At 43.5% G+C, this 22,552-nt stretch carries 24 protein-coding genes; 8 read left to right on the forward strand and 16 right to left on the reverse strand.

Features of this window, described 5'->3' with window-relative positions:
* Window positions 1–53 precede the first annotated feature (53 nt).
* The 4 genes from yccS to Q9R21_RS04925 form a co-directional block, all read right to left on the reverse strand.
* Complete coding sequence (yccS, locus tag Q9R21_RS04910) at window positions 54–2,237, reverse strand: YccS family putative transporter (RefSeq protein WP_311203842.1); 2,184 nt, start codon at window positions 2,235–2,237, stop codon at window positions 54–56.
* Between the two features lie 129 nt (window positions 2,238–2,366).
* Complete coding sequence (gene sodC / locus Q9R21_RS04915) at window positions 2,367–2,909, reverse strand: superoxide dismutase family protein (protein WP_224216246.1); 543 nt, start codon at window positions 2,907–2,909, stop codon at window positions 2,367–2,369.
* Window positions 2,910–3,031: 122 nt separating this feature from the next.
* Window positions 3,032–4,162, reverse strand: a complete 1,131-nt coding sequence (locus tag Q9R21_RS04920) for an AI-2E family transporter (RefSeq protein ID WP_224216247.1) — start codon at window positions 4,160–4,162, stop codon at window positions 3,032–3,034.
* A gap of 128 nt (window positions 4,163–4,290) precedes the next feature.
* Window positions 4,291–4,935: a ParA family protein gene (locus Q9R21_RS04925; protein WP_005249839.1), complete on the reverse strand. Its 645-nt coding sequence runs from the start codon at window positions 4,933–4,935 to the stop codon at window positions 4,291–4,293.
* Window positions 4,936–5,059: 124 nt separating this feature from the next.
* Between Q9R21_RS04925 and Q9R21_RS04930 the strand changes: the two genes are divergently transcribed.
* Both Q9R21_RS04930 and Q9R21_RS04935 read left to right on the forward strand, forming a co-directional pair.
* Window positions 5,060–5,527, forward strand: coding sequence for a Holliday junction resolvase-like protein (locus Q9R21_RS04930; protein WP_004645008.1), 468 nt, complete (start codon window positions 5,060–5,062; stop codon window positions 5,525–5,527).
* Window positions 5,528–5,553: 26 nt separating this feature from the next.
* Complete coding sequence (locus Q9R21_RS04935) at window positions 5,554–6,132, forward strand: hypothetical protein (RefSeq protein ID WP_004732353.1); 579 nt, start codon at window positions 5,554–5,556, stop codon at window positions 6,130–6,132.
* 18 nt (window positions 6,133–6,150) lie between these two features.
* On the opposite strand, the gene Q9R21_RS04940 is transcribed toward Q9R21_RS04935, so the two are convergent.
* Window positions 6,151–6,780, reverse strand: coding sequence for a class I SAM-dependent methyltransferase (locus Q9R21_RS04940; RefSeq protein ID WP_311203843.1), 630 nt, complete (start codon window positions 6,778–6,780; stop codon window positions 6,151–6,153).
* 191 nt (window positions 6,781–6,971) lie between these two features.
* Here Q9R21_RS04940 and Q9R21_RS04945 point away from each other — a divergent pair, with 191 nt between their 5' ends.
* Window positions 6,972–7,535 carry a hypothetical protein gene (locus Q9R21_RS04945; protein ID WP_253100522.1) on the forward strand — a complete coding sequence of 188 codons (564 nt, stop codon included), beginning with the start codon at window positions 6,972–6,974 and terminating at the stop codon, window positions 7,533–7,535.
* Window positions 7,536–7,608: 73 nt separating this feature from the next.
* Here Q9R21_RS04945 and Q9R21_RS04950 read toward each other — a convergent pair whose 3' ends face one another.
* Entirely contained in the window at window positions 7,609–7,941 is a 333-nt protein-coding gene (locus Q9R21_RS04950) for a HopJ type III effector protein (RefSeq protein ID WP_005101257.1), read from the reverse strand.
* A gap of 174 nt (window positions 7,942–8,115) precedes the next feature.
* Here Q9R21_RS04950 and crcB point away from each other — a divergent pair, with 174 nt between their 5' ends.
* On the forward strand, window positions 8,116–8,496 hold the full coding sequence (gene crcB, locus Q9R21_RS04955) for a fluoride efflux transporter CrcB (protein ID WP_222112303.1): 381 nt from the start codon (window positions 8,116–8,118) through the stop codon (window positions 8,494–8,496).
* Between the two features lie 89 nt (window positions 8,497–8,585).
* Here crcB and Q9R21_RS04960 read toward each other — a convergent pair whose 3' ends face one another.
* On the reverse strand, window positions 8,586–8,837 hold the full coding sequence (locus tag Q9R21_RS04960) for a type B 50S ribosomal protein L31 (protein WP_004732342.1): 252 nt from the start codon (window positions 8,835–8,837) through the stop codon (window positions 8,586–8,588).
* Between the two features lie 96 nt (window positions 8,838–8,933).
* On the reverse strand, window positions 8,934–10,232 hold the full coding sequence (locus tag Q9R21_RS04965; RefSeq protein WP_311203844.1) for an AarF/ABC1/UbiB kinase family protein: 1,299 nt from the start codon (window positions 10,230–10,232) through the stop codon (window positions 8,934–8,936).
* A gap of 287 nt (window positions 10,233–10,519) precedes the next feature.
* On the opposite strand from Q9R21_RS04965, the gene Q9R21_RS04970 reads away from it, so the two are divergent.
* Window positions 10,520–10,726: a DUF1737 domain-containing protein gene (locus tag Q9R21_RS04970; protein ID WP_311203845.1), complete on the forward strand. Its 207-nt coding sequence runs from the start codon at window positions 10,520–10,522 to the stop codon at window positions 10,724–10,726.
* 42 nt (window positions 10,727–10,768) lie between these two features.
* On the opposite strand, the gene Q9R21_RS04975 is transcribed toward Q9R21_RS04970, so the two are convergent.
* The gene (locus Q9R21_RS04975) at window positions 10,769–12,127 is read right to left on the reverse strand and encodes an MATE family efflux transporter (protein WP_311203846.1); all 1,359 of its coding nucleotides are present in this window, start codon (window positions 12,125–12,127) and stop codon (window positions 10,769–10,771) included.
* 39 nt (window positions 12,128–12,166) lie between these two features.
* A complete protein-coding gene (locus Q9R21_RS04980) occupies window positions 12,167–12,625 on the reverse strand; it encodes a DMT family transporter (protein WP_005108571.1) in 459 nt (152 codons plus the stop codon).
* A 126-nt stretch (window positions 12,626–12,751) separates the two neighbouring features.
* On the opposite strand from Q9R21_RS04980, the gene hemW reads away from it, so the two are divergent.
* Window positions 12,752–13,906, forward strand: coding sequence for a radical SAM family heme chaperone HemW (gene hemW, locus Q9R21_RS04985; protein ID WP_311203847.1), 1,155 nt, complete (start codon window positions 12,752–12,754; stop codon window positions 13,904–13,906).
* 173 nt (window positions 13,907–14,079) lie between these two features.
* The gene (locus Q9R21_RS04990) at window positions 14,080–15,024 is read left to right on the forward strand and encodes an HNH endonuclease (RefSeq protein ID WP_311203848.1); all 945 of its coding nucleotides are present in this window, start codon (window positions 14,080–14,082) and stop codon (window positions 15,022–15,024) included.
* A gap of 80 nt (window positions 15,025–15,104) precedes the next feature.
* Here Q9R21_RS04990 and Q9R21_RS04995 read toward each other — a convergent pair whose 3' ends face one another.
* The 5 genes from Q9R21_RS04995 to hemF all read right to left on the reverse strand — a co-directional run bounded on the left by Q9R21_RS04995 (window position 15,105) and on the right by hemF (window position 20,096).
* Window positions 15,105–15,314, reverse strand: coding sequence for a cold-shock protein (locus Q9R21_RS04995; protein ID WP_004281542.1), 210 nt, complete (start codon window positions 15,312–15,314; stop codon window positions 15,105–15,107).
* A 374-nt stretch (window positions 15,315–15,688) separates the two neighbouring features.
* Window positions 15,689–17,512 carry an acyl-CoA dehydrogenase C-terminal domain-containing protein gene (locus Q9R21_RS05000; protein WP_004281541.1) on the reverse strand — a complete coding sequence of 608 codons (1,824 nt, stop codon included), beginning with the start codon at window positions 17,510–17,512 and terminating at the stop codon, window positions 15,689–15,691.
* Window positions 17,513–17,910: 398 nt separating this feature from the next.
* Window positions 17,911–18,699 carry a shikimate dehydrogenase gene (aroE, locus tag Q9R21_RS05005; RefSeq protein WP_005263792.1) on the reverse strand — a complete coding sequence of 263 codons (789 nt, stop codon included), beginning with the start codon at window positions 18,697–18,699 and terminating at the stop codon, window positions 17,911–17,913.
* A gap of 99 nt (window positions 18,700–18,798) precedes the next feature.
* Entirely contained in the window at window positions 18,799–19,005 is a 207-nt protein-coding gene (locus tag Q9R21_RS05010; RefSeq protein ID WP_004281539.1) for a hypothetical protein, read from the reverse strand.
* Between the two features lie 134 nt (window positions 19,006–19,139).
* On the reverse strand, window positions 19,140–20,096 hold the full coding sequence (hemF, locus tag Q9R21_RS05015) for an oxygen-dependent coproporphyrinogen oxidase (RefSeq protein ID WP_243474166.1): 957 nt from the start codon (window positions 20,094–20,096) through the stop codon (window positions 19,140–19,142).
* A gap of 238 nt (window positions 20,097–20,334) precedes the next feature.
* Between hemF and hemN the strand changes: the two genes are divergently transcribed.
* Window positions 20,335–21,708: an oxygen-independent coproporphyrinogen III oxidase gene (gene hemN / locus Q9R21_RS05020; protein WP_311203849.1), complete on the forward strand. Its 1,374-nt coding sequence runs from the start codon at window positions 20,335–20,337 to the stop codon at window positions 21,706–21,708.
* A 139-nt stretch (window positions 21,709–21,847) separates the two neighbouring features.
* Here hemN and ribA read toward each other — a convergent pair whose 3' ends face one another.
* Window positions 21,848–22,450, reverse strand: a complete 603-nt coding sequence (gene ribA / locus Q9R21_RS05025; protein ID WP_004281536.1) for a GTP cyclohydrolase II — start codon at window positions 22,448–22,450, stop codon at window positions 21,848–21,850.
* Between the last annotated feature and the right edge of the window lie 102 nt (window positions 22,451–22,552).

A 22,552-nucleotide genomic window follows, 5' to 3' on the forward strand; every position in this document is an offset into this window, starting at 1 on the left:
AATAAAGATATATTCAATATTTTTAATAAGTTATAACCAAGTAAGGCAGTTGGTTATTTAATCTCGGCACCTAATAATTCATGACGTAATTTTAGTAATTCCGGTAAGGTTTCCAACAATAAACTGATCTGTTTCAGCATCAAAAGCAGATGTGCTGACTGGTTTTCCTGGGTACTTAAGCGTTGAATTTCTGCCAGTTTATGATCGATGTCGTAGGTAGCTAAAGGCTGTTGTTGCAGTAATACCCCAGTTAAGGTTTGCTGACACCAGCGCATTAAAACCAGAATTTGTGCATCAGTAACCTGCTCACGGTGACTCCCCAATGCTGCAATATAGCTGAGCTGGCTATGGCTATAAACCAGATAGCGAAAGGCACTTTTAACCAGTTGCGGATCTGGATTCGGTTCGGTACTCAGGCTTGAAATCATGCTGGATAAATCAATCTGTGCATTGTGGGCCAGACGCCGTGCAGTCCGGTAAGCAATACTGTTATCTTTACCGTTTTGATATTGCTCGACCACTGCAGCAAAATAGTCCAGCGTAGCAAGTGATGATTTTTTAATATTGCTGGAAATATTGCGGAAATTCCAGTCAGGCCAGATCCAGCTTACTGCCATCCAGGCAATCAGACAGCCTATGAGGGTATCAATAATACGCGGTAAAATAATGGCATAACCGGCACCTTTCAGGTTAAAAATCAGGAGTACCATCAAGGTCGCCATAAGAGTGGCCATGGCATATTTTTTGGAACGTAGATAGAAAAAACCGACACCAAAAATCACTGTCAGGAGTAACTGACCTTCGACACTTGGCACAAAATACAGAATGGGAACGCCCAGCATGACCCCTAATAATGTTCCTAGGGTCCGCAATTTGAGCCGGCTTTTGGTGGCAAAATAACTGATCTGACAGACAAACAGGCTGGTCAGTAAAATCCAGTAGCCATTTTTCGCAAAGGGCAATAATGAAATGGCATAGCCGACTAGAAACACAATGGCAATCCGCACAGCATGCCGAAAGAGTGCCGATTGCGGACTCAAGTGCGGTTTGAGTTTCAGCCAGAGATCTGTGCTATCGCGAATATCATCATCAAACAGACTCAGGTCATCAAAATGCTGCTGATAGCGTGGCTTATACAGTGCCTGTTGATCATGCAGGTGTTGTAACTGCTCATGTACACTCAGCAGATTGGCCAGAATAAGCTGTAAATTTTTAACTTCAATATTTTGTGGGTGTTGAGCAATCCAGTCCTGCATCGATTCCTGTAAATGTTTTAATGCCAGTTCATCATCTGCAGACAGATAAAATTTTTCATTGCGCAGCACACAGCCTGCCAGATGCTGACAGGCGAGGGCTTGCAGGCGGATATTTTTTTGAATCCGGAAAATCAGGTCAGTGCGGCTAAAATGCTGTTCAATCTGTTCATAATGCAGATAATTGGCCGTGGCCTGTTCATGAATATCCTGCATCAAAAAATACAGATTCAGCCAGTAAATGGTATTGCGATTGGCACGCGAAGCTTTGAGTCGGGTCAATAGCGAATCTTTGCTGCGGTTAAAACTCTGAATGACTAACGTATTTTTAAGTGACAACTCATAGAGCAGGTTTTCAACATTTGGATGCTGGTCCGGATCAAACAGTTTGGCTTTACTCAGCAATAAATCCGACATGTGCTGCAAGCTTTGTGCGAGATTTTCCTGAACCTGCAAGGTAGGACGCAGCAGAAAAAATAGAATAGACGTCAGGCCGTACCATAGCGCCCCAATGACAAAATAAAGCGGCTGTTCATACCAGTGCTGATATTCGCCCAAGCCAAACATGGTATAGATTGACAGTAAAATGGTGCCAAATGAAATTGTGGCATAACGTTGGCCTAAGGCGCCCATTAGAATAAACAGCGCACTCGACAGTGACAGCCACAATGCAAACCAGAATTTATGCGGAGCAAGAAATTCCAGAATGCTGCTGACACTAAAAAACAGAATGATGACCAGTAACAGGTTGCGCAAACGCAGGCTTAGCCGGTCATCAAAATCAGTCAGTGCCGTGGCAATTGCCCCTAAAGTTACTGGAACGATCAAGAACTCATAACCCAGAAACTTCAGACCGAAAGTAGTACCTAAAAACACCAGCAGGATCTGCAGGCAATAAGTCATCAGCGCACTGGACTGAAAGGGCAGCAGGGCAGGTTTTATAATTTTAACAAAAGTAGCAGTCGCAGGTCGGGCAGCATTCACAAGGACAGGATCCGGAAAGTAAAAACGCAAAGTTCTGAATGCAATTTAGACGCCAAAATAAAAGAAAAATCCATGAAAAAAACGAGCATGTTGCCCGTTTTTCTATTTAGTCATTGGCATGAAGGTGTTTTAGATCACACCACAGGCAATACGTGCACCGCCGCCGCCCAAGGGTAATGGGTTGTCGGAATAGTTGTCGCCACCGGCATGTACCATAATCGCACGACCCTGAACATCAGCCAGTTTCAGACGTGGCGCAAGCAGGGTGACACGTGCAGTTCCGTCAGTATTGACTTTCAATGCGGGTAAATCACCGAGATGACCGGTCACTGGCGTACCGTGATGCGGTGCCTGATTTGGATTGTAATGGCTACCTGCAGCCAGTGCTGCGCCCATCTTGCCGTCTTTCATGGCAGGCGCGCATGAACCATTTTCATGAATATGGAAACCTCGTTCACCCGCAGGAAGTTGTTTCAGGTTGGTACGAATAACCAGACCGGCTGGGCTGTCACTAAGTAAGACGGTCCCAATCTCTTGGCTCACGCCTTGAGCAGTTACTGCATTCACAGTCACTGCTCTGACCACTTCATTTGATGGAGAGGTTGAGGCACAACCGGTAAAAAGTGCGGCGCTTAACGCGCAAAGTGTCGTAATTTTAAACAATGAAGACATGATTTTGGCATCCTGATCTTTATTCTGTTTTGTGGATTCATTTAAACAGAGCAAGATCAGAAGCTCTATATAGAATCAGTACTTAAATGTTTTGTTTTGTTTAAGTCGATTCTATCTATGCTTTAAGGTGCTTTGGGCGGTGTGTCTTGTGTTTCCGGATCAATCTCATGTGCCATGGTGGCTTTAGGCATCATCAAAGGTTCATTCAGATTACTTTCATGTAACCATTCACGCCAGATTGCAAGCAGTACAGCCAAAATCACCGGGCCAATAAACACCCCGACCAGACCAAAACTGGCAATACCACCCAAGACTCCAAACATGATCAGCAGGAAAGGAATCTGGGTTGCGCCAGAAATCACCAGTGGACGAATGACGTTATCGGCAGTACTGACAATACAGACACCCCACACCATGACCCCAATGGCTTCAATGGTTTGTCCTTGTGAAAACAGCCATAGCGCCACCGCACTATAGGCGAGGGGTGGACCAAAGGGGATCAGGGCAAAAATAAAGGTCACAATGGTTAAAACCATCGGATTCGGCACACCTGCAACAAAATAGCTCAGACCAGCCAATAAGGATTGTGCAATTGCGGTCAAACCGACGCCATATACTACGGCACGTGTAGTCGCAGAAATGGTGGAAAAATAATGATGTACACGTGGACCGACCACCATTTCAAAGGCTTTACGCACCTGATTTAAAATGGTCTGACCATCACGGTAGAAGAAAAACAGCGAAAGTATCGCAAAACATAATTTAAAGATGTTTTTGCTCACTTCATTCAACACCACTTTGCCGTAATTCAGATGGCCTTGAATCCAAGTCGATACCGACAGTGCAATACTCTGCGGATCAGTGTTAATTTCATTTAAGGTTCGGGTAATTTCCTTGCCGACAATCGGAAGCCCGCGAATAAAATCAGGGACATTCAGGTGACCGGAAAACACTTGTCGTTGCAATTCAAAATACAGGTTACGACCTTCGTGCTGCAGCATGAAAATGGCGAAAATAAACGGCAGGCCAAAGACCAGAATCACGGCCAAGATCATTACGGTTGCACTTAATGTCGGTCGATTGCCGCATAGGCGTAACACCGATTGATACAAGGGCCAAGTCATATAGGCAATAATGGCTGCCCAAACTACAGGAATGATGAAATACTTGAGTATATGAAAACTCAAAAAAATCAGGATAAAGAACAATCCAAATAATAAGACTTTTTGTAATGTAGGCGCGTACTGTTGCACTGAATTTAATGACTCATTTTTTAGGTCGTGTTCAGGCATATTAACTGAAAAAAAAGCGATCGAAAATGATAGCTAGCCAAGTAGCGAGATTATTTTCCCAAAGCTATACCACGATTCAGATGATTGACTCAAAACCACTGACTCGGATCATCAATAATGGCATTCAGTACCGGTTGCCATTGAGCCTGCAGCTCACGGTAGATTTTCTGAGGTTTATCAAAGACGGACAGGCCTTCCATAGCCAGTCGGCTATAAGGGGCACGTTCCGAAATCCAGGCCACTGGCTGCTGGTCGATCTTGTCAAAAAATTGTTGTATGTCCTGATTGCTGGCGGCATTTGGTTTGGTACGGTTGGCCAAAAGTAAAATTTCAACCTTGCCCTTACGGATGCGTTTAATATCCTGCAAATGTTTGAGAAAACGGCGGGTCGAATCGATATCAAAAAAAGAAGGCTGGATCGGGATGATAATCGCATGTGCTTCACTGATCAGCTGTTCGGCATGATCATCGGTCAAAGCACCTGGTGCATCAATAATCAGGTATTCGATCTGTTTCGGCGCATCACCAATGGACTTGCTATTGCGCCAGTCCAGACTTTGGATCTGCGCTGCCTGTGCCGGACGATGCTTGAGCCATTGCAATGTTGATTTCTGGTTGTCGGCATCGGCCAATGCCACCTTATAACCCTTTTGTGCGAGTGCTGACGCCAAACTAATGGCTGTCATGGTTTTGCCACAACCGCCTTTCTGATTCGCAACTAAAATTGTTTTCATGACTCAAGGTGATTTTATTCTGTTCCGGCCTAGCATATCATTCTTTTCAAGTATGCAAATGGCCGAAGTCCTCAACTTCAGTCGAATGCGATGCTATAAAAATCAGGCAAATTAGGAAGATTGAATGTCCATATGGATGGCCATGCTGATTGGCGCATGTATCGGGGTGGTATTGACCACTATTATTTTAAGTCAAACGCGTAATGGACGGATCAAGGCCGAATATGAGCAATATATTGCCGAGCTGGAACTGGAGCATCAGCAGTCTCTCATTGCCGCGCAAAAACGCAGCGTGAATACCAGCCGTGCCGTTCTCAAAGGCAAAATGGCGGAACAGCTCGCGCCGATCATGCCGGAATTTCAATATCTGCCGAGTGATGCTAAGTTTCTGGGTGATCCAGTCGATTATGTGGTCTTTGATGGTTATACCGATTTTCGTGATGGCGAAGGCGATGCTGAAGATATTGAAGTGGTCTTGATTGACATTAAAAGTGGCGGAGCACGTCTGACCAAAGGCCAGCAAGCTATTGCCCGTGCGGTTCAGGAAGGACGGGTACGTTTTGAAACCATTCGGATTGATTTTCAGGATTAACCAAAATCCAGTGAAGAATAAAAATTATGCAAAAATTACTGATCACTGCGCTGCTGTTTATGCTAGGACTCTGGGTGTGGAATGAATTTTTTCGTGCCATTCCGCATCTACAAGAAAAGGGCGTACTTAAAAACTTTAAAGTAGAACCCGTTAAGCGCATTTCCGCGACTTATATTGTGCATGATCACCGTTTCGTAAAACCTGATCGTCGGGTGCTGCATCAGGCCAGCCCTGTGGTGGGGCATTTTAATGATCTGGCCTATCTGAGTAATATTGATGTGCTGTTGCTGACTCAACCGCTGCCCGCTATACAGGCAAAACTGGAGTTTGATGAAGCAAAACGCTGCTATCAGCTCGAAGGACAAACCAATAAAGCGGAGCGTGACTTCGTCAATACGCATGTACAGTATTTTAGTCTGATTGCTGCCACTGAAAAAATTGCCGATCAGATTCGCCGGCTAAAATCGGGGCAGAAAATCACGCTCACTGGTGATCTGGTGACAGTTCATTCAGGCACGACTGGACAAGAATTCCGGGTCGGGACGGGCTCTGAATATCGTGCTCATTGTCAGTTGCTGCAAGTAACCCACCTTCAGCCACACTAAATATAAGATGGTCGTAAATTAGCTTCCTGGTTTACGAACACGTGCTAACAACATGCGTTGGCCAATCTTGGGTATACCTTCCGCATCTACATAATTTAAAGTTTCTATTTCAAAACCGGTTTCCAGCAAGGCGGTCTCAATATCCCGATTCAGATGACAGCCATCTGCGACTTTCTTTTGAATGGGAGTGAGTAAATGTTGTAGACGCTGAATATTTAAATTTTGTCGATTCAGAACATGTTCGACCACATGTAAAGTCCCACCCGGTTGTAGCACACGATAAATTTCCTGCAGGCTCTGTTCCAGCTCTGCAATACTACAAAGCGTCCAGGTAGATACAATATTTTCCAGACTATTTTCGGCAAAAGGTAAAGCTTCTGCACTGGCCTGAATATGTTCGACCTGAAAAGCGGCCTGTTGAATTCGTGATTCTGCCAGTTTGAAGATCGTCGGGTTTGGTTCTAGTGCATAGACCTTATCAACCGATTGATAAAAAGGCAGATTCAGGCCGGTACCAAAACCAATTTCCAGTACTTCACCGGAAATATCCAAAAGTAGTTCACGACGCAAGTCCATCAAGGATGGCGTTTGCATCACTTGATTCAGCAGATGCGGAAAGATATGTTGTTGATAAAGTTTATACAGCATTTGAGTTATTTTAATTTGATGGAAATACGTTCTAGCTTAACTGAAAAATAAAATGACAGGCATATATCGAGCTGACTAAATACGTGCAGTTTGTTACCAAGTTCAACTGTTTATTCATTAAAAAATCCGTAAGATCAAGGAAGATATCCTTAAAACGTTTGATCAACTTGATTAGGATTAGATTAAAAATTATGCTCAAATACTTTAAACATTATGCTTTGCTGGCCAGCCTGTTGCTGCCTATTTCGGGCTATAGCTCGGTCGACCACAATATTGCCAAAGGTTTGCCTCCTGTCGTTAAAGGCCAGTCAATTTCGGTCTTGCAGCCCTTTAAAGGTGATTTCCGTATTCTGGGTTCCAAGGTTTATAGTTCTGACCCGCAAGCCAAATTCTCTCCGATTGATTATGCCGTCAGTTGGGGGCTGTTTGCTGAACCTGAAATTGCCCGACATATCACAGTGAATCAATATGACCGTTATTTAAACTGGAAAATGGATCGGGTGCCAGTGCCGGTAGAACAAGCCAAGCAGATGGTGTCCAATATGCATATCATTCCTGCCAATCCTGAAATTGCCAAGGCAATTAAAAAAGTAAAGCGTGGCGATCTGGTGCGTATGCAAGGGGAACTGGTTGAAGTGCGTGACAAAGATCTGGTCTGGAAATCATCCTTAACTCCGACCGATACGGGTGATGGTGCCTGTGAAGTTTTCCGCGTCAGTTCTATTAAGTGGATTGAAAAAGTCGCTAAGAGCTAAAGCCAGCTTCATGCATGTTTCCGAGTCTCATAAAAAACCGCTCTGATGAGCGGTTTTTTTATCTGCTTAGTACTTACTTCGCAGTTAAAGCTTGACCTTCAAAGGCAATTCCATCCCAGCCATTGAGCATAAACTGGCGGATATTCTGATGATCAGTCGCCTCTGGCGTTGCCAATACAGAAGCATAATGCTCAGCAAACAGGCTTAAGGTCTGTGCCTGATCCAGACCATTTAATTGTGCAAAAGAAAAGACTTTGGCGCTGCCCTGGTTTTCTGTGGCCGCATTATTCTGCTGGCCATTTTTAAATGCAGTCGGTGTATGCGTATAACGCGATTCGATATAAGTAATCACATCTGCAAATTTTGCTTCGCCTGCTGCCAACTGGGCCAATAAATCCTGTGCCATACTGTTTTTCCTGTGCCATTCATGAAAATTGGATGCAATAAATATAGCAATTTTCTTGCGAAGTTCCATGGTATTTCATTGATTTTCGGTTCAAGATAATAGTGAAATTTATCCATGCTCAATACGAAACTTTGGATAAAATAAACTTGATCAATAAATAGAACAGGAAAAAATATGAGCTGGCTTTGGGTGGCAATGGGTGGGGCAATCGGTGCCAGTCTGCGTTATGCAGCAGGACTTTGGCTGTTTAAACCACAAATGCAATTTCCCTGGCCCACCTGGTGGATCAATATTTTAGGCTGTTTATGTGCCGGGATTTTTTTTGCCTGTAGCCAGAAATATCCAGCACTCCAACAAGAAGCTCGTCTGTTTTTAATGGTGGGGATTCTCGGTGGTTTTACCACATTTTCCAGTTTCGGTCTGGAAAGCTTTGTTTTATTGAAACATGGCGCTATGGGCCTAGCGCTTTTATATGCATTATCCAGCTTGATTGTCGGCATTATTGTTCTGGCGCTGGGCTTTTATTTAACTTCACTCGTGTTGGCACAGAGTTAAAATCAGCGCATAAAAAAGTCAGGAAATTGGAGGTCATTTCCTGACATAAACCACGATTTAAATCTTAAGATAACCGAGGGTTTTCGATTTTAACCACGTTTAAAGCGGCCAAAACGTTTATTAAAGCTTGCCACACGTCCTTCATTGCTGGTCTGACGTTGCTCACCCGTATAGAAAGGATGAGAAGCGCTTGAAATATCTAGTGTTACATAAGGATATGTTTTACCTTGATATTCTTTGGTTTGGCTCGAGTTCATCGTGCTGCCAATCACGAAATAGGCATCGGCATTGGTATCATGGAATAACACTTCACGATACTCGGGATGGATATCTGAACGCATATCTAACTTCCTCATGATTCTTGATTAAATGTTATAATGTAACATTTGATATTTCAAGTAATCTAGGGTTACAGCGTGTAAGCCTATCGTCTCAACTTAGCTTCGACTCGGTACCAGTTCTTCAAATACATCGCTTAAATCATCATGTACTTTGAGATGAATCAGGTTCCAGTATTGTCCTGAAATTGTCCGGTTCACCATCAAGGTATCAGGAGAGGGCTTAAATACATCCCAATATTTCAACGAAGGTTTTAGTAGCTCCATCCCATCATGATGCGCTGAGTTTTCGGCAAAATCATAGTGAGTGACCAGAGGACGCATGAGCACTTCCAGCCATTGTTCATATAATTCTTTCGGGAATTTTCCAGTTTCAGTCAAGGAATGCAGTGCATCCAGTTGTTGCTCGATCACGGGAATATTCTTCTCGCGTGCAGCATGGATCAGTTCCCTAAAATGTCCAATCACTTCAGTTGATAAGGTTTTGACGCCACCATAATCATAAACAATCACAGAGCCATCTTCACGGAAGGCGAAGTTACCCGGATGCGGGTCACAATGAAAGCGTTTCAGATAAAAAATTTCTTGGCCAATGGCGCGCAACAGACGACGTCCCAAAGCATTTCGGATCTCGAGTGACCAGGTGCTGGCGGTTTCGATACTGTCACCAAGCTCCTGGCTTAAGGTCAAAATATGTCGCGATGAATACTCATGAAACACTTTCGGAATCACAATTTTATTGTCCAGAGATTCATGGAAGGCACGAGCGATTTCCAGATTCTGGGCTTCAATTTCATAGTTCAACTCATTGTCCAGACTGTGCTGAATTTCTTTAAAAAGCTGCTCTTGAAGTTTACGATCAATCTTTAATACGCCCATCATGCGCAGTGCCAGACGAACTTGCTTCAGGTCGCTTTCGCAGGCTTCATCGACACCAGGATATTGCACCTTGACCACAACTTGCTGGCCATTCGGCAGGGTGGCTTTATGCACCTGACCAATCGAGGCCGCGGCAAATGGCTGTTCATCAAACTGCTGGAAAAGTTGCTGCAAAGGTTTACCCAATTCTTTTTCTACTTGTGCCTGAATTTCTTTAAACGGCATGGGTGGGGCCTGACGCTGTAATTTAGCAATGGCTTTAGCGACTTCGGGCGGGAAAACATCTTTATATTGCGAGGCAATCTGGCCAACTTTCATGACTGCGCCTTTCATCTCTCCCAAGGTATCCGCAATCTGCACCCCAATATCCTGAAATAATTTACTGCGCGCAGTATTTTTCTGCTCGTCATCGGCAGTTAAATTTTTAATGGAATTGGAGAGGGTTTTACCTGCAATACTTGCGGTCATTCCGGCAAGTTTCATAAAGCGACGACCGGGTGTGCTAGCCGTTTTTGCCATGCGAGATTCCTTGAAACCAACTATGAATGGATGTATTTGATCATAGGTGACAAAGGTTCAATTGCCTAGATTTAATTGTAGAGGTTGTGTTGTGATTTCCTTCAGCTTCTCCATGTTTAATGCATCATCTTTGATTTGTTAAAAGATTTATCTTTATTGCTTGCGTTTAAACTATAAGAATATGCCGGAATCCGTCATCGTTTTAGATAAGACCGAGTACTAATTCTGAATGTTGTTTTATAGCTAAAAGCTTAGAATAAACAGAGTGTAGTAATGAAGAAAATTCAATGAAAGTCTATCGATATTTTACCGGGAAAGATGATGTACATTTTTGTGCGCGGGTGACCCGTGCCTTAAATGAAGGTTATGAGCTATATGGTTCACCCACCATGAGTTTTAATGGTACGGATGTGATTGTGGGGCAGGTGGTGATTAAAGATGTAGTGGATGAATCTGAGATTCTACAAGGATTAAAAAATGCGCTGGATCTTTAATCTCAGCGCATTTTCTAGCTTAAATTAATCAAATAAAAGTGTTTAGTTGTTTAGACTTAAGCGTTTATTATTGCCATATAAACGGCCCAATAAAAGTATACAAGCTACGCTGAGGCCTACAATCAGGCCAACCCAGACACCGGCGGCGCCCATGTCGGTAAAGCGGGACAAATACACCCCGACCGGGAAGGCGATGACCCAGTAAGCCAGCATGGTAATCCACATTGGCCCCTTGGTATCCTGCATGCCGCGCAGACAACCTGCCGCACTGATCTGCCAGGCATCCATCAGCTGATAGGCAATGGCAAACAGAATCAGATAGACTGCAATTTGGGTCACGATCAGATCTGAGGTGTAGAGTGCCACGATTTCATTGCGAAAAACCCAAAGCAGAATCATGGTCAGGATCGCCAGAATAGTGGCAGTAATCAGGCCGAGATATTGTACTTTACGCATGGCTTGCCAGTTCTGTTCACCATAGTAGGTGCCAACCCGAATGGTCAGGGCAATCGCCAGTGACATGGGAATCATGAACAGTTGTGAAGTGACAGAAATAGCAATCTGATGGGCAGCGACAATGGTCTCACCCAAAGGACTCAGCACAATTGCTGCTGTACTGAAAATACTGACCTCAAAGAAGATCGCCAATCCAATCGGAAAACCCAGTTGCAGAATACGCTTCACCCATTCCGGGTTGATTTTTTCCCAATGAGTAAAAGGCTGGGTACGTTGATAGGCCTTATTCTTAAAGATATACAATGCCAGAGTCATGAGCATTAACCACTGCAAAATCGCTGTGGCAAACCCACAGCCTGCACTGCCCAGGGCCGGAACAGGGCCAATACCATACATAAAGATATAGTTCAGCGGAACCAGCAAAACCAGCGCCAATAAACTAATCACGGTGACCGGGCGAGGATTTCCAATCGCTTCTGAGTAGCCGCGTAAGGCTGCATACATGGTTACCGCAGGCATACCAAAACCAATCGCATGCAGGAATAAACCGGCTTTGGGCTGCAAGCTTTCCGGTACACCCAAGAGAGGTAAAAGGGCTGGCAAAACTTGTAGAATCAAGCCGGCAATTACCCCAAGAATCAGGGCAACCCAAAGTGATTGACGTGCAATGGTGGCAATTTTTTCAGGTGTACGTGCGCCATTGGCCTCAGCAACCAAAGGCGTCGTGGCAATCATAATGCCACTAAACAGCAGCATCACCGGAATCCAGAGTCCTACTCCGACGGCAATCGCGGCAAGATCGGTAGCAGACAGGTGACCGGCCATAATGGTATCAATCAGACCCAGACCAGCCTGAGAAAATTGGGTCACCAGAATGGGTAACATCAGATGAAACAGTTTTTTTAATTCAAAACCAAAGGTTGTGACTGGTGAAACATTCGACACAAAAATTACTCATCGTGATCATGTGCTTAAATAGAAGGTTTAGCGTTGTAAAGTGAGAAGCACACCAATAAAAATTACCACGCCGCCTAAAAGACGTTGCCAATTAATCGGCATTTTTTCATTACCCAATAATCCCAGATGATCGACCAGCATCGACATCACCATCTGACCAAAAATAATGAGACCGCTAAGAACCAGAAAGCCAAGTTTGGGCGCTGCATAAATGCTCATGCTAATCGCGTATACACCCACGATGCCCCCGAGCCATAAATACCAGGGAACACTCATCAGTTCCTGTAAACCGGGTTTGGGATTGGACTGAAAAAGTACGATTACGGCGAGCACTATTGTACCAATCAAAAAGGAAAAAAATGCAGCTTGAATAGGAGAATATAAATATTCTTTTAGTTGTGTATTAATTGCGGTCTGGAGTGTCAATAAAACACCGATTGCAAAAACCAAAGGAAGTAAAATAATAAGTTGAGAAGATATTTTCATAATTTTAACTGACTAATTCTATTTAAATTTTTAGGCATATCACACGATCAAATTTAATTTTAGCAGTGTTGCCGCCGAGTCATGTTAAAATTCCGCTATATCTTGTAATCGTTTTTGAGTAGTTCTTTGGCTGAATTGAATCCTGCTGCTGTCCCTTTGTCCTTATATATTCATATGCCTTGGTGTGTGCGCAAATGTCCTTATTGTGACTTCAATTCACATGCGGTTCCGGATGGTCAGCTATCACTGGAATTGGAACAGGAATATTTACGAGCACTGGTGGAAGACTTTAAAACTCAGGTCGATTTTGCCCAAGGCCGGCAGATTCACAGTGTCTTTATTGGTGGGGGGACGCCGTCACTGATTTCTGCCCTAGGCTATCAATGGTTATTTGATCAGCTCAAAGCCGTTATTCCCTTTGCCGAAGGCTGTGAGATTACGCTGGAAGCCAATCCCGGTACGGTCGAACATGATCCGTTTGCCGGTTATTTGCAGGCCGGCATTAATCGTTTGTCAATTGGGGTGCAGAGTTTTAATACCGAGCATCTCAAGCGTTTGGGACGGATTCACAGCAATGAAGATGCGATTTCTGCCATTGGGCTGGCACGTGAAGCTGGCTTTCAGCGCATTAACGTCGACTTGATGCATGGTTTACCGGAACAGACTTTAGAACAGGCTTTACATGATTTAAAACTGGCGGTAGAACAGGGTGCTACGCATATTTCCTGGTATCAGTTGACGATTGAACCCAATACGGTATTTTTCCGGACTCAACCGATTTTGCCTGTCGATGAAGTATTGGAAGATATTCAGGAGCAGGGTGAGCTTTATTTAAAAGCCCAGGGTTTTGTCAACTATGAAGTTTCGGCTTGGCGTAAAGAACTGCCTTCAGCGCATAATCTGAATTACTGGCAGTTTGGTGATTATCTGGCAATTGGCGCCGGAGCACATGGCAAAGTCACTCAGCCGGATGGCGTGTATCGGTTCCAGAAAACCCGTCTACCTAAGGACTACTTAGCCAAAGTACCTGCAGAACATGTGCAGTTTAAGCGCATTGAAGATGCCGACCTGTCTTTTGAATTTATGATGAATGCCTTACGTTTAAATCAGGGTGTGGAAGCCAAACTCTATGCTGAACGTACCGGTTTGAGTCTAGATACTTTAGATGAGTTACTGAGTTCTTTACGTGATAGAAAATTAATGGTCGATGATCAAGATCGGCTTTCATGTACCGAGCAGGGGCATATCTTTTTAAATTCGGTGCTGGAAGAATTTCTTTAATTATTTAATTTCTCCATTATTCTAAAAGAAACCCTAATAGGATTTTATTGGGGGTTTTTTATTGCCTTAAATAAAATGCCTAAAGTCTGATTGAAGCTTTCTTAGAGAGAAGTTTTCTGAGAATATTCAAAGATTAAATTAAATGAATATTATAATTTCTAGAGGGTGGGCAGGTGGATACATTATGGGCTTTTCAACAGATGGATTTAGCTGATACCCGATTTTTTATTTTCGATAGTAAAGCTGATCATCTCGTCTATGGGGATCTAGACTTTGAAGAATATCATTGGGATCAGTCTAAATATAATAGAGTCAGGGAAGGAGATTTCTTTCTATATCGCCGACCGCAAAAAGCCTCTGAAATTAAAAATCAATTCTATCTTTATGGTGCAGGCCGTATAGCCAAGATTATTGCACCTACTGCTATTCCTCAAAATCATCAAAAACGCCGAACCAAACCGGTCTTTGCGGAAGTGATCGATGGTATACGTTTTATAGATCCCATTCTACAGTCCGATTTGGAAGATTTTCAATGGACTTTTAAACCACGCGGAAATACTTGGGCACATTTTTTTCAACAATATGGCATGAATGAGATCACGGCAGATGATTTTTGGCGATTACTTAAATTAGCGGGAAGAGGAGAAAAACAGGACACTTTACTAGATACGCATTTGCGTCAAGAAATCCTTGATTATAGTGTTGAAGATCAATATGCAAGGGTAAATGTTCGCGGTTCGCCACACCAGAAATTTGCTTTACAAGTTAAACTTAATTATCAATATCAATGTGCGATCTCCGGCATTAAGACCAAAACTTTTTTAGTGGCTTCTCATATCGTACCCTGGTCTGAAAATCAGGCACACCGAAAAAATCCGCGTAATGGAATTTGTTTATCTTCTTTATTGGATCAAGCTTTTGATCAAGGATTTATCACGCTAGATAAAGGGCTTAAAGTGTGTCTTGCGAATCAAGCCAAGCAAGATGCGAGTTTATACGCCTATTTAAAACCCTATCACGGTAAACGAATCGACGTACCAAAACGTTTTGCACCTGATCCGGTATTTTTAGCCTGGCATAGAGCACACCGGTTTTTAGATCAACCCAATAATCTTTAAAAACTAGCGCTGAATGAAAGAAATTACAGGCACAAAAAAAGCACTCTAAGAGTGCTTTTTTTTAATATCTTGCGTCTAAATTATAGAGCAACGATATTTACAGCTGTAGGGCCTTTTTGACCTTGAGCTACGCTGAAAGAAACCTTTTGACCTTCAACTAAAGTTTTGAAACCTGAACCAGTGATTTCGCTGAAATGAGCAAAAACGTCTGGACCTGATTCTTGTTGAATGAAACCGAAACCTTTAGTTTCGTTGAACCATTTTACTGTACCGTTAACTGTATTAGACATAATATAACCTATTGAATCGTATGAATTTATAGCCAAAATTTCAGATGACTAACTGTAACTTTGAAAAATAAAAAGGATGGAGCTTTTTGATCTGTAATACGAAGGTTTATGACTAAAACTGCGATACTTAAAAGAAGACTAACCAAAACAAGAATTTTTCTAGTTGGGATTATCATACCGCTTATTTTGAGATATACAAGCGTTTTATTTGGCTAATTTATTAGGATGTTGAAAAATATAAAATTAAATTTGTATATTTTCTATCCAGAAAGGTTTTTTAAGTTGAAGAAGGGCATCTACATCAATAAAAAGAGCGCCGAAGCGCCCTTTTCAAGTCAATTTACAGCTTAGTAATCGAAGCTAAAGTGTTCTGGTTAGTAATCGAAGCTAAAGTGTTCTGGCGCGAGTGCCGTCATGGTTTTAGACGGATTCACCATCGCTTCTGCATGACCTTGGGTACGTGGCAGGATACGTTCAAAGTAGAAATCAGCAGTTTTGATTTTTGCTTTATAGAACTCTGGTACTTCCGCACCATCGCCAGAAGCCAGTTTGGCTGAAGCGACTGCGGCTTGTTGTGCCCAGAAGTACGCCATCATCACATAACCGGAGAACATCAGGAAATCGACTGATGCAGAAGAAACGATGTCGCGGTCCTTACGTGCAGCCAGCATGATACGCACAGTTAGTGCATTCCACTGTGCACAGAGCTTGGTTAAATCCCAGGCAAAGCGGCGCATATATTTATTACGTGCATGCTGACCGCAGAATTTCAGGATTTCAGCAGTGTAATCACGAATCACTTTGCCTTTCGAGGTCAACAGCACTTTACGACCAATCAGATCCAGTGCCTGAACGCCTGTTGTGCCTTCATACAAGGTAGAAATACGTGAGTCACGTACGATCTGTTCCATGCCCCATTCTTTGATATAGCCGTGTCCACCGAAGACTTGCATACCGTGATTTGATGCCTCATAACCCATTTCGGTCAGGAAGCCTTTCAGGATTGGAGTATAGAACCCAAGATGGTCATCATGCTGTTCAAATGCTGCAGTATCGCCACGCAGCAAAGCATCATTCATGTTGTCGGCAATTTTTGCTGCATGATAAATCATGGCACGGCCACCTTCAGCAATGGCTTTTTGCGTCAATAGCATACGGCGGACATCAGCATGGTGAATGATCGCATCCGCTACTTTTTCCGGATCTTTTTTGCCAGACAGGGCGCGCATTGACATACGCTCTTTGGCATACGGTAAAGCACCCTGGAATGACAATTCAGCATGACAAATACCCTGAATCGCAGTACCAATACGCGCCGTGTTCATAAAGGTGAACATAGCGTGCAAGCCTTTATTCGGTTCGCCAATCAGGTAGCCAGTCGCATTGTCAAAATTCAGTACAGCCGTTGCTGAAGCGCGAATCCCCATTTTGTGTTCAATCGAACCGCAGTTCACTGGATTACGCTCGCCGATCCCGCCATCTGCAGCAGCAATAAATTTCGGTACGATAAACAGAGAAATCCCTTTGGTACCTTGCGGTGCATCCGGAAGGCGTGCCAGTACGATATGTACGATATTTTCAGTCAGGTCGTGCTCACCTGCGGAAATAAAGATTTTGGTGCCTGAAATGGCATAGCTGCCATCTTCTTTCGGCTCTGCTTTAGTCTTAACTTGACCCAAGTCAGTACCACATTGCGGCTCAGTCAGACACATGGTGCCCGCCCAAGTTCCTGCAACTAAGTGAGGCAGATACGTGTTTTTCTGCTCATCGGTACCATATTGCATGATAGTGTTGATACAACCCACACTTAAACCCGGATACATCTGGAATGACCAGTTTGCAGTCCCCATCATTTCCGATTTGATCAGGTTTAAAGACATTGGCAGGTTTTGGCCACCAAATTCTTCAGGATAAGACAGACCTTGCCAGCCACCTTGTACGAACTGGTCGTAAGCTTCTTTAAAGCCTTTCGGTGTTTTTACTTCGCCATTTTCAAAATGACAGCCTTCTTCATCACCGCTTTGATTCAACGGCGACAGTACATTTTCACAGAAATCTGCAGCGCCTTCTAAGATCATATCTACCGTGTCGGCATCGGCATATTCACCATTCGACAAATTCTGGTAGTGCGCAGGGTAGTCAAGCACTTCATTCATAAGGAAGCGAATGTCGTGTAAAGGGGCTTTATATGCTGGCATGCGTTTAATCCTGATTGAAATTAGTTTTGGATTATCTGTATCGATTCTTTGATTATTCACATTCGGGATAAAAAAACATTGATGAATTCAGTGAATAAAAATGTCAGAAAAGCGAATCGATTTTTAAGGCTAATGAATGAAATCATCGAATTTCATCATTAGGTGTTTACATTACAGGAAGATTAAAAACTTGTTATATCAATGGAATTTAATGAGTTAAAAGGTGATTTGTCCAGTATATTTTTGTATGAATTGTGCTCGGATTCAGGTGGCAAAATAACTCATTTTAAAATGTCATTAAAACCAATCCATGGTTTTTCAGCTTATAAAAAGTAGTAGGAGGGAAGTAAAGGGTTGCAGTTGCAACCCGAACTGAACTCATTAGAGAGATAGGGGTTTTAAAGAAACTCTTTTAAATCCGGTTTGATACCATTCCAGATGTAAAAAGATTCAATTGCTTGACCGACCAGCATGCCAAAACCTTCAGATGTCGGTACACCGCGTGCCTTGGCTTGATCCAGAAAGGAAGAAGGTTTGCCATAGGCCATTTCATAGGCCCGTTTAAACTGTAGCGTTTCCGGTAAAACCAGGGCATCACCGCTGAGACTGGCAGAAGTGGCATTAATCATCAAATCAAATTCACCGGCTAAAGTGTCTAGTGAAATCGCCTGTAATTCGACTTGCGGTACGGCATTCTGAAGATCAGCGACCAGTTGTTCCGCCCGTGCCAAGGTACGATTGGCGATCACGATTTTTTTCGCACCTGCCTGGGCTAGGGGATAGATTACACCACGCGTGGCACCGCCTGCACCAATAATTAAAATATCTGTATTTTCCAGTGGCCAATCTAGTGCTCGAATTGCTTCAACCAGTCCCTGACCATCGGTATTGTCGCCATGCAGCACACCATTTTCCATCCATAGCGTATTCACGGCTTTGGCAATTTTGGCCCGTTCACTCAGCACCTGACAGTGGGCAAAAGCCTGTTCTTTAAAGGGTACGGTGACATTCATGCCACTACCGCCATTGCTAAAGAATTCCTGAATGTTGGCTACGAAGCCATCCAGTGGCGCCAGACGCTTGGTGTAACTCAGGTCGACACCAGTTTTAGCAGCAAAGGCGTGATGCAATTCTGGAGAACGTGATTGTTCAATCGGGTTACCAATCACGGAAAATTGTTTGCTCATTTCACAATGTCCATGTGCGGAAATGGCCATCAATATACGTGAAAAAGCGCAGAGACTAAAGCCTGCGCGATTTTAAATTGCTGTTAAGTGATCCGGGTTTTAGGAACTGCAAATATCCATAATATGTTCCGCAAACATCAGCGCCATACTGAGAACAACCCCAAACCCAGTCAGGATACTCACCAGAATAGCGGCGCCATCCAGAATCAGGTTGTGACTCAAAATTGCGGTACTCATCGCGCTGATGGCGAGAGCCAGAAAAAGCCAAAAGGCCAACACAGGTAGATTTAATTGAAGATTATGCATTGTTATTCTCACTAGACATCAAATGGAATATGATCGATGTAGCGATAGGGTGCCGCGATCAAATCAGGTATTTCTATGCAGCAGTATAGAGGATATATCTATTAAAACAGCCCTCTATTTGAGGGCCGTTTGTATCATTTCATTGCGTTGGATTTTAATTCTGTTAACCAGTTATGTGGTTTCAGGTAGTAATCTGTTAAACGTTTTTCCGGTGAGCCCTCATCCCATTCAGGGCGATATGACCATCCGGTAAGCGGGGGCAGGCTGACCAGAATCGATTCAATCCGGCCGCCAGTCTGCAAGCCAAACAGGGTGCCGCGGTCATAAACCAGATTGTATTCCACATAACGGCCACGACGGTACAACTGAAACTCGCGTTGTGCTTCGGTATAAGGCTTATCCTGATTGCGCTGGAAAATCGGCAGAATGGCTTCTAGATATCCATTGCCTACAGCCTGCATATACTGGAAACAGGTTTCAAAATCCCATTGATTCAGGTCGTCAAAAAACAAGCCGCCAACGCCACGCTGTTCATCACGATGTTTCAGATAAAAATAATCATCACACCATTGTTTATGTTCAGGATAAACCTCTTCGCCGAATGGCGCACATAGATCATGCGCCGTTTGATGCCAAGACAGTACATCTTCATCATTCGGATAAAACGGGGTCAGGTCAAAACCGCCACCAAACCACCAAATCGGATCCTGACCTTCTTTTTCAGCCACAAATAAACGCACGTTGGCATGCGAAGTCGGTACATTCGGGTTTTTTGGATGGATGACCAGTGATACCCCCATTGCTTGCGCTTTGGCACCGGCAATATTGGGATGGCGTTCGGTCGCAGAAGCAGGTAGCTTGGAAATGTTGATGTGGGAGAACATTACCCCACCTTTTTCAATCACCGTACCATTTTGCAAAACACGTGAACGGCCACCACCACCTTCTGGACGCTCCCAGTCATCGATGATAAATTCGGCCGTACCGCCGCCAGCACGTTCCTGCTGTTCTAATGCTGCACAAATCCGTGCCTGCAAGTCGATGAGAAATTCACGAACGCGTTGAATATCCGTAGATGTAGGATGCTGCATCAGAGCCCTCGTAGGGAAATAAAAAACTAACGACATCAAAGCATAAAATCAGTCAAAGATTAAGGTCTAATTTGGTGATGCAATTCATCAGCCCAGACATTACATTCCACTATTTATAAGCAGAATGCATCATTAAATCCGACTAAATGGCTAGGTTGAATTCTTTTTTCAAGCTCAGCACAATAACTCACAAGCGCTCATTGGCTTGAGCATTTCTCGACGGTAATAGGTGGGTGTCATGTCGGTACAGGTCAATTCCCTGATTCAAAAATACAATGTTCCCGGGCCACGCTATACCAGTTATCCCACTGTTCCGTATTGGGAAGAGCAGAATTTCTCGCTGGAACAATGGAAGCAAACGCTAAAAAAGTCTTTTGATGAATCCAATCAAAGCGAAGGCATTAGCTTGTATATCCACCTGCCATTTTGCGAAAGCCTGTGTACCTTCTGCGGGTGTCATAAGCGCGTGACCAAGCGCCATGAAGTCGAACAACCTTATATTCAGGCACTGCTGAAAGAATGGGATCTATATTGCGAGTTATTACAAGAAAAGCCCATCATTAAAGAGATTCATTTTGGTGGAGGAACGCCGACCTTTTTTTCAATGGCACATCTGGCTCAACTAATTCAAGGCATTCTGGCCAAAGCAGACGTAGCGCCTGAGTATGAATTCAGTTTCGAAGGTCATCCCAATAATACTACGCGTGAACATTTGCAGGGATTGTATGACCTGGGTTTTCGTCGGGTCAGTTATGGTGTGCAGGATTATAACGAAACCGTGCAAAAGGCGATTCACCGGATTCAGCCTTATGAAAATGTTAAACAGGTGACCGAATGGGCGCGAGAAATTGGCTATGAATCGATTTCCCATGATCTGGTCTTTGGTCTGCCATTTCAGAGTCTGGATGATGTTTTAAATACTATTGAACAAACCAATTCGCTCTTGCCGGACCGTCTGGCTTTATATAGCTATGCACATGTGCCCTGGATTAAAGGTAATGGTCAGCGCGGTTTTAAAGATGCCGATGTGCCCAAAGATGCGATCAAACGGGAATGCTATGAAGCGGGTAAAAAGAAACTTCTGGCACATGGCTATCATGAAATCGGTATGGATCATTTTGCCTTAGAGAAAGATGCGATGTACCAGTCCTTTCAAGCGGGAACATTGCACCGCAACTTTATGGGATACACAGCCTCTAAAACCCAGGTGATGATTGGGCTAGGCATTTCTTCAATCAGTGATAGCTGGTACAGCTTTGCGCAGAATGTGAAAACCATTGAAGAATATTATGAATGCCTGGCGCGCAATGAAATTCCGGTATTTAAAGGACATGTCTTAAATCAGGAAGATTTGATCATCCGGCAACATATTCTAAATTTGATGTGCAGCTTTAGCACCTCATGGGAAAATTCCGAGATGCTTTTCCCTGAAATTGATGAGGTTTTGGAACAGCTTGACGAAATGGCACAGGATGGTTTGATTCAATTTTCAGACTCGTCAGTCACGATTCTGGAGAAAGGGAAACCATTTGTACGCAATATTTGTATGGCTTTTGATTTACGTTTAAAGCGACGCATACCGGAGAACCGGATTTTCTCGATGACGATTTAATCTTCCCCTAACCCCATTTTTAAGAAAGATAGGGAAAACCTCCCCGAGCAAGACTTAAGCATTGCTTTAAGTCGAAGCGCAAGAAAGGGAGGTTTGGAGGGATTAAGTTAAAATAAGGTAGGACAGGGTTTTAAAAATATTAAAAATCATCCTTTTTATAAAGATGTGCCATGCGTTCGTGCTTGGTCTTGAGATATTGTTCATTAAAAGGGTTTAAACCCACAGTCAAAGGCACACGATCGATCACGTTAATTCCCTGGGCTTTTAAAGCCTCAATTTTAGAAGGGTTATTGGTCACCAGGCGTACTGCTTTCACCTGTAAATGATCCAGCATGATGCTACACATATCATACTGGCGTGCATCTGCGGGCAGGTTCAGCATTAAATTGGCATCTACGGTGTCATGTCCCTGATCTTGCAGAGCATAAGCGCGAATTTTATTGGTCAGGCCAATGCCACGACCTTCCTGACGCAAATACAGAATGACTCCGCGGCCCAATTCATTGATCAGTTTTAAAGTCGCTTGCAATTGCGGGCCACAGTCGCATTTGAGCGAAGCAAAGGCATCACCGGTTAAACATTCAGAATGCACACGCACCACTACAGGCTCATCTGATATTTCTTCAAGCCCTTTGGAAAGTGCGACATGTTCTTCGCCAGTCTCAGGGTCTTGAAATACAGTAATTTTAAATTCACCGTGAGCGGTAGGTAATCTTGACGTTGCGACAAATTCGATTGGCACAGCTGAACCCGTTAAATCCTGAAATTGGCTAAAGTATAGCGTAATGATTGAACATTGGTAGAATTGCAAAGTCGAAATTCTGCAATAGATTTTCTTTTTTGT

This window comes from Acinetobacter sp. RG5 (assembly GCF_031844265.1).
Classification (GTDB): domain Bacteria; phylum Pseudomonadota; class Gammaproteobacteria; order Pseudomonadales; family Moraxellaceae; genus Acinetobacter.

Bases quoted from the DNA above. Each gene is read 5' to 3' on its own strand.
- Q9R21_RS04960 (WP_004732342.1), bottom strand. From the start codon at position 8,837: ATGCGTTCAGATATCCATCCCGAGTATCGTGAAGTGTTATTCCATGAT.
- Q9R21_RS05000 (WP_004281541.1), bottom strand. From the start codon at position 17,512: ATGCCAGCATATAAAGCCCCTTTACACGACATTCGCTTCCTTATGAAT.
- Q9R21_RS04940 (WP_311203843.1), bottom strand. From the start codon at position 6,780: ATGCTGTATAAACTTTATCAACAACATATCTTTCCGCATCTGCTGAAT.
- Q9R21_RS04945 (WP_253100522.1), top strand. From the start codon at position 6,972: ATGCTCAAATACTTTAAACATTATGCTTTGCTGGCCAGCCTGTTGCTG.
- hemN (WP_311203849.1), top strand. From the start codon at position 20,335: ATGTCGGTACAGGTCAATTCCCTGATTCAAAAATACAATGTTCCCGGG.
- Q9R21_RS04925 (WP_005249839.1), bottom strand. From the start codon at position 4,935: ATGAAAACAATTTTAGTTGCGAATCAGAAAGGCGGTTGTGGCAAAACC.
- aroE (WP_005263792.1), bottom strand. From the start codon at position 18,699: ATGAGCAAACAATTTTCCGTGATTGGTAACCCGATTGAACAATCACGT.
- Q9R21_RS04995 (WP_004281542.1), bottom strand. From the start codon at position 15,314: ATGTCTAATACAGTTAACGGTACAGTAAAATGGTTCAACGAAACTAAA.
- Q9R21_RS04970 (WP_311203845.1), top strand. From the start codon at position 10,520: ATGAAAGTCTATCGATATTTTACCGGGAAAGATGATGTACATTTTTGT.
- Q9R21_RS04965 (WP_311203844.1), bottom strand. From the start codon at position 10,232: ATGGCAAAAACGGCTAGCACACCCGGTCGTCGCTTTATGAAACTTGCC.
- Q9R21_RS05010 (WP_004281539.1), bottom strand. From the start codon at position 19,005: ATGCATAATCTTCAATTAAATCTACCTGTGTTGGCCTTTTGGCTTTTT.
- crcB (WP_222112303.1), top strand. From the start codon at position 8,116: ATGAGCTGGCTTTGGGTGGCAATGGGTGGGGCAATCGGTGCCAGTCTG.
- sodC (WP_224216246.1), bottom strand. From the start codon at position 2,909: ATGTCTTCATTGTTTAAAATTACGACACTTTGCGCGTTAAGCGCCGCA.
- Q9R21_RS04980 (WP_005108571.1), bottom strand. From the start codon at position 12,625: ATGAAAATATCTTCTCAACTTATTATTTTACTTCCTTTGGTTTTTGCA.
- Q9R21_RS04950 (WP_005101257.1), bottom strand. From the start codon at position 7,941: ATGGCACAGGATTTATTGGCCCAGTTGGCAGCAGGCGAAGCAAAATTT.
- Q9R21_RS04930 (WP_004645008.1), top strand. From the start codon at position 5,060: ATGTCCATATGGATGGCCATGCTGATTGGCGCATGTATCGGGGTGGTA.
- hemF (WP_243474166.1), bottom strand. From the start codon at position 20,096: ATGCAGCATCCTACATCTACGGATATTCAACGCGTTCGTGAATTTCTC.
- Q9R21_RS04935 (WP_004732353.1), top strand. From the start codon at position 5,554: ATGCAAAAATTACTGATCACTGCGCTGCTGTTTATGCTAGGACTCTGG.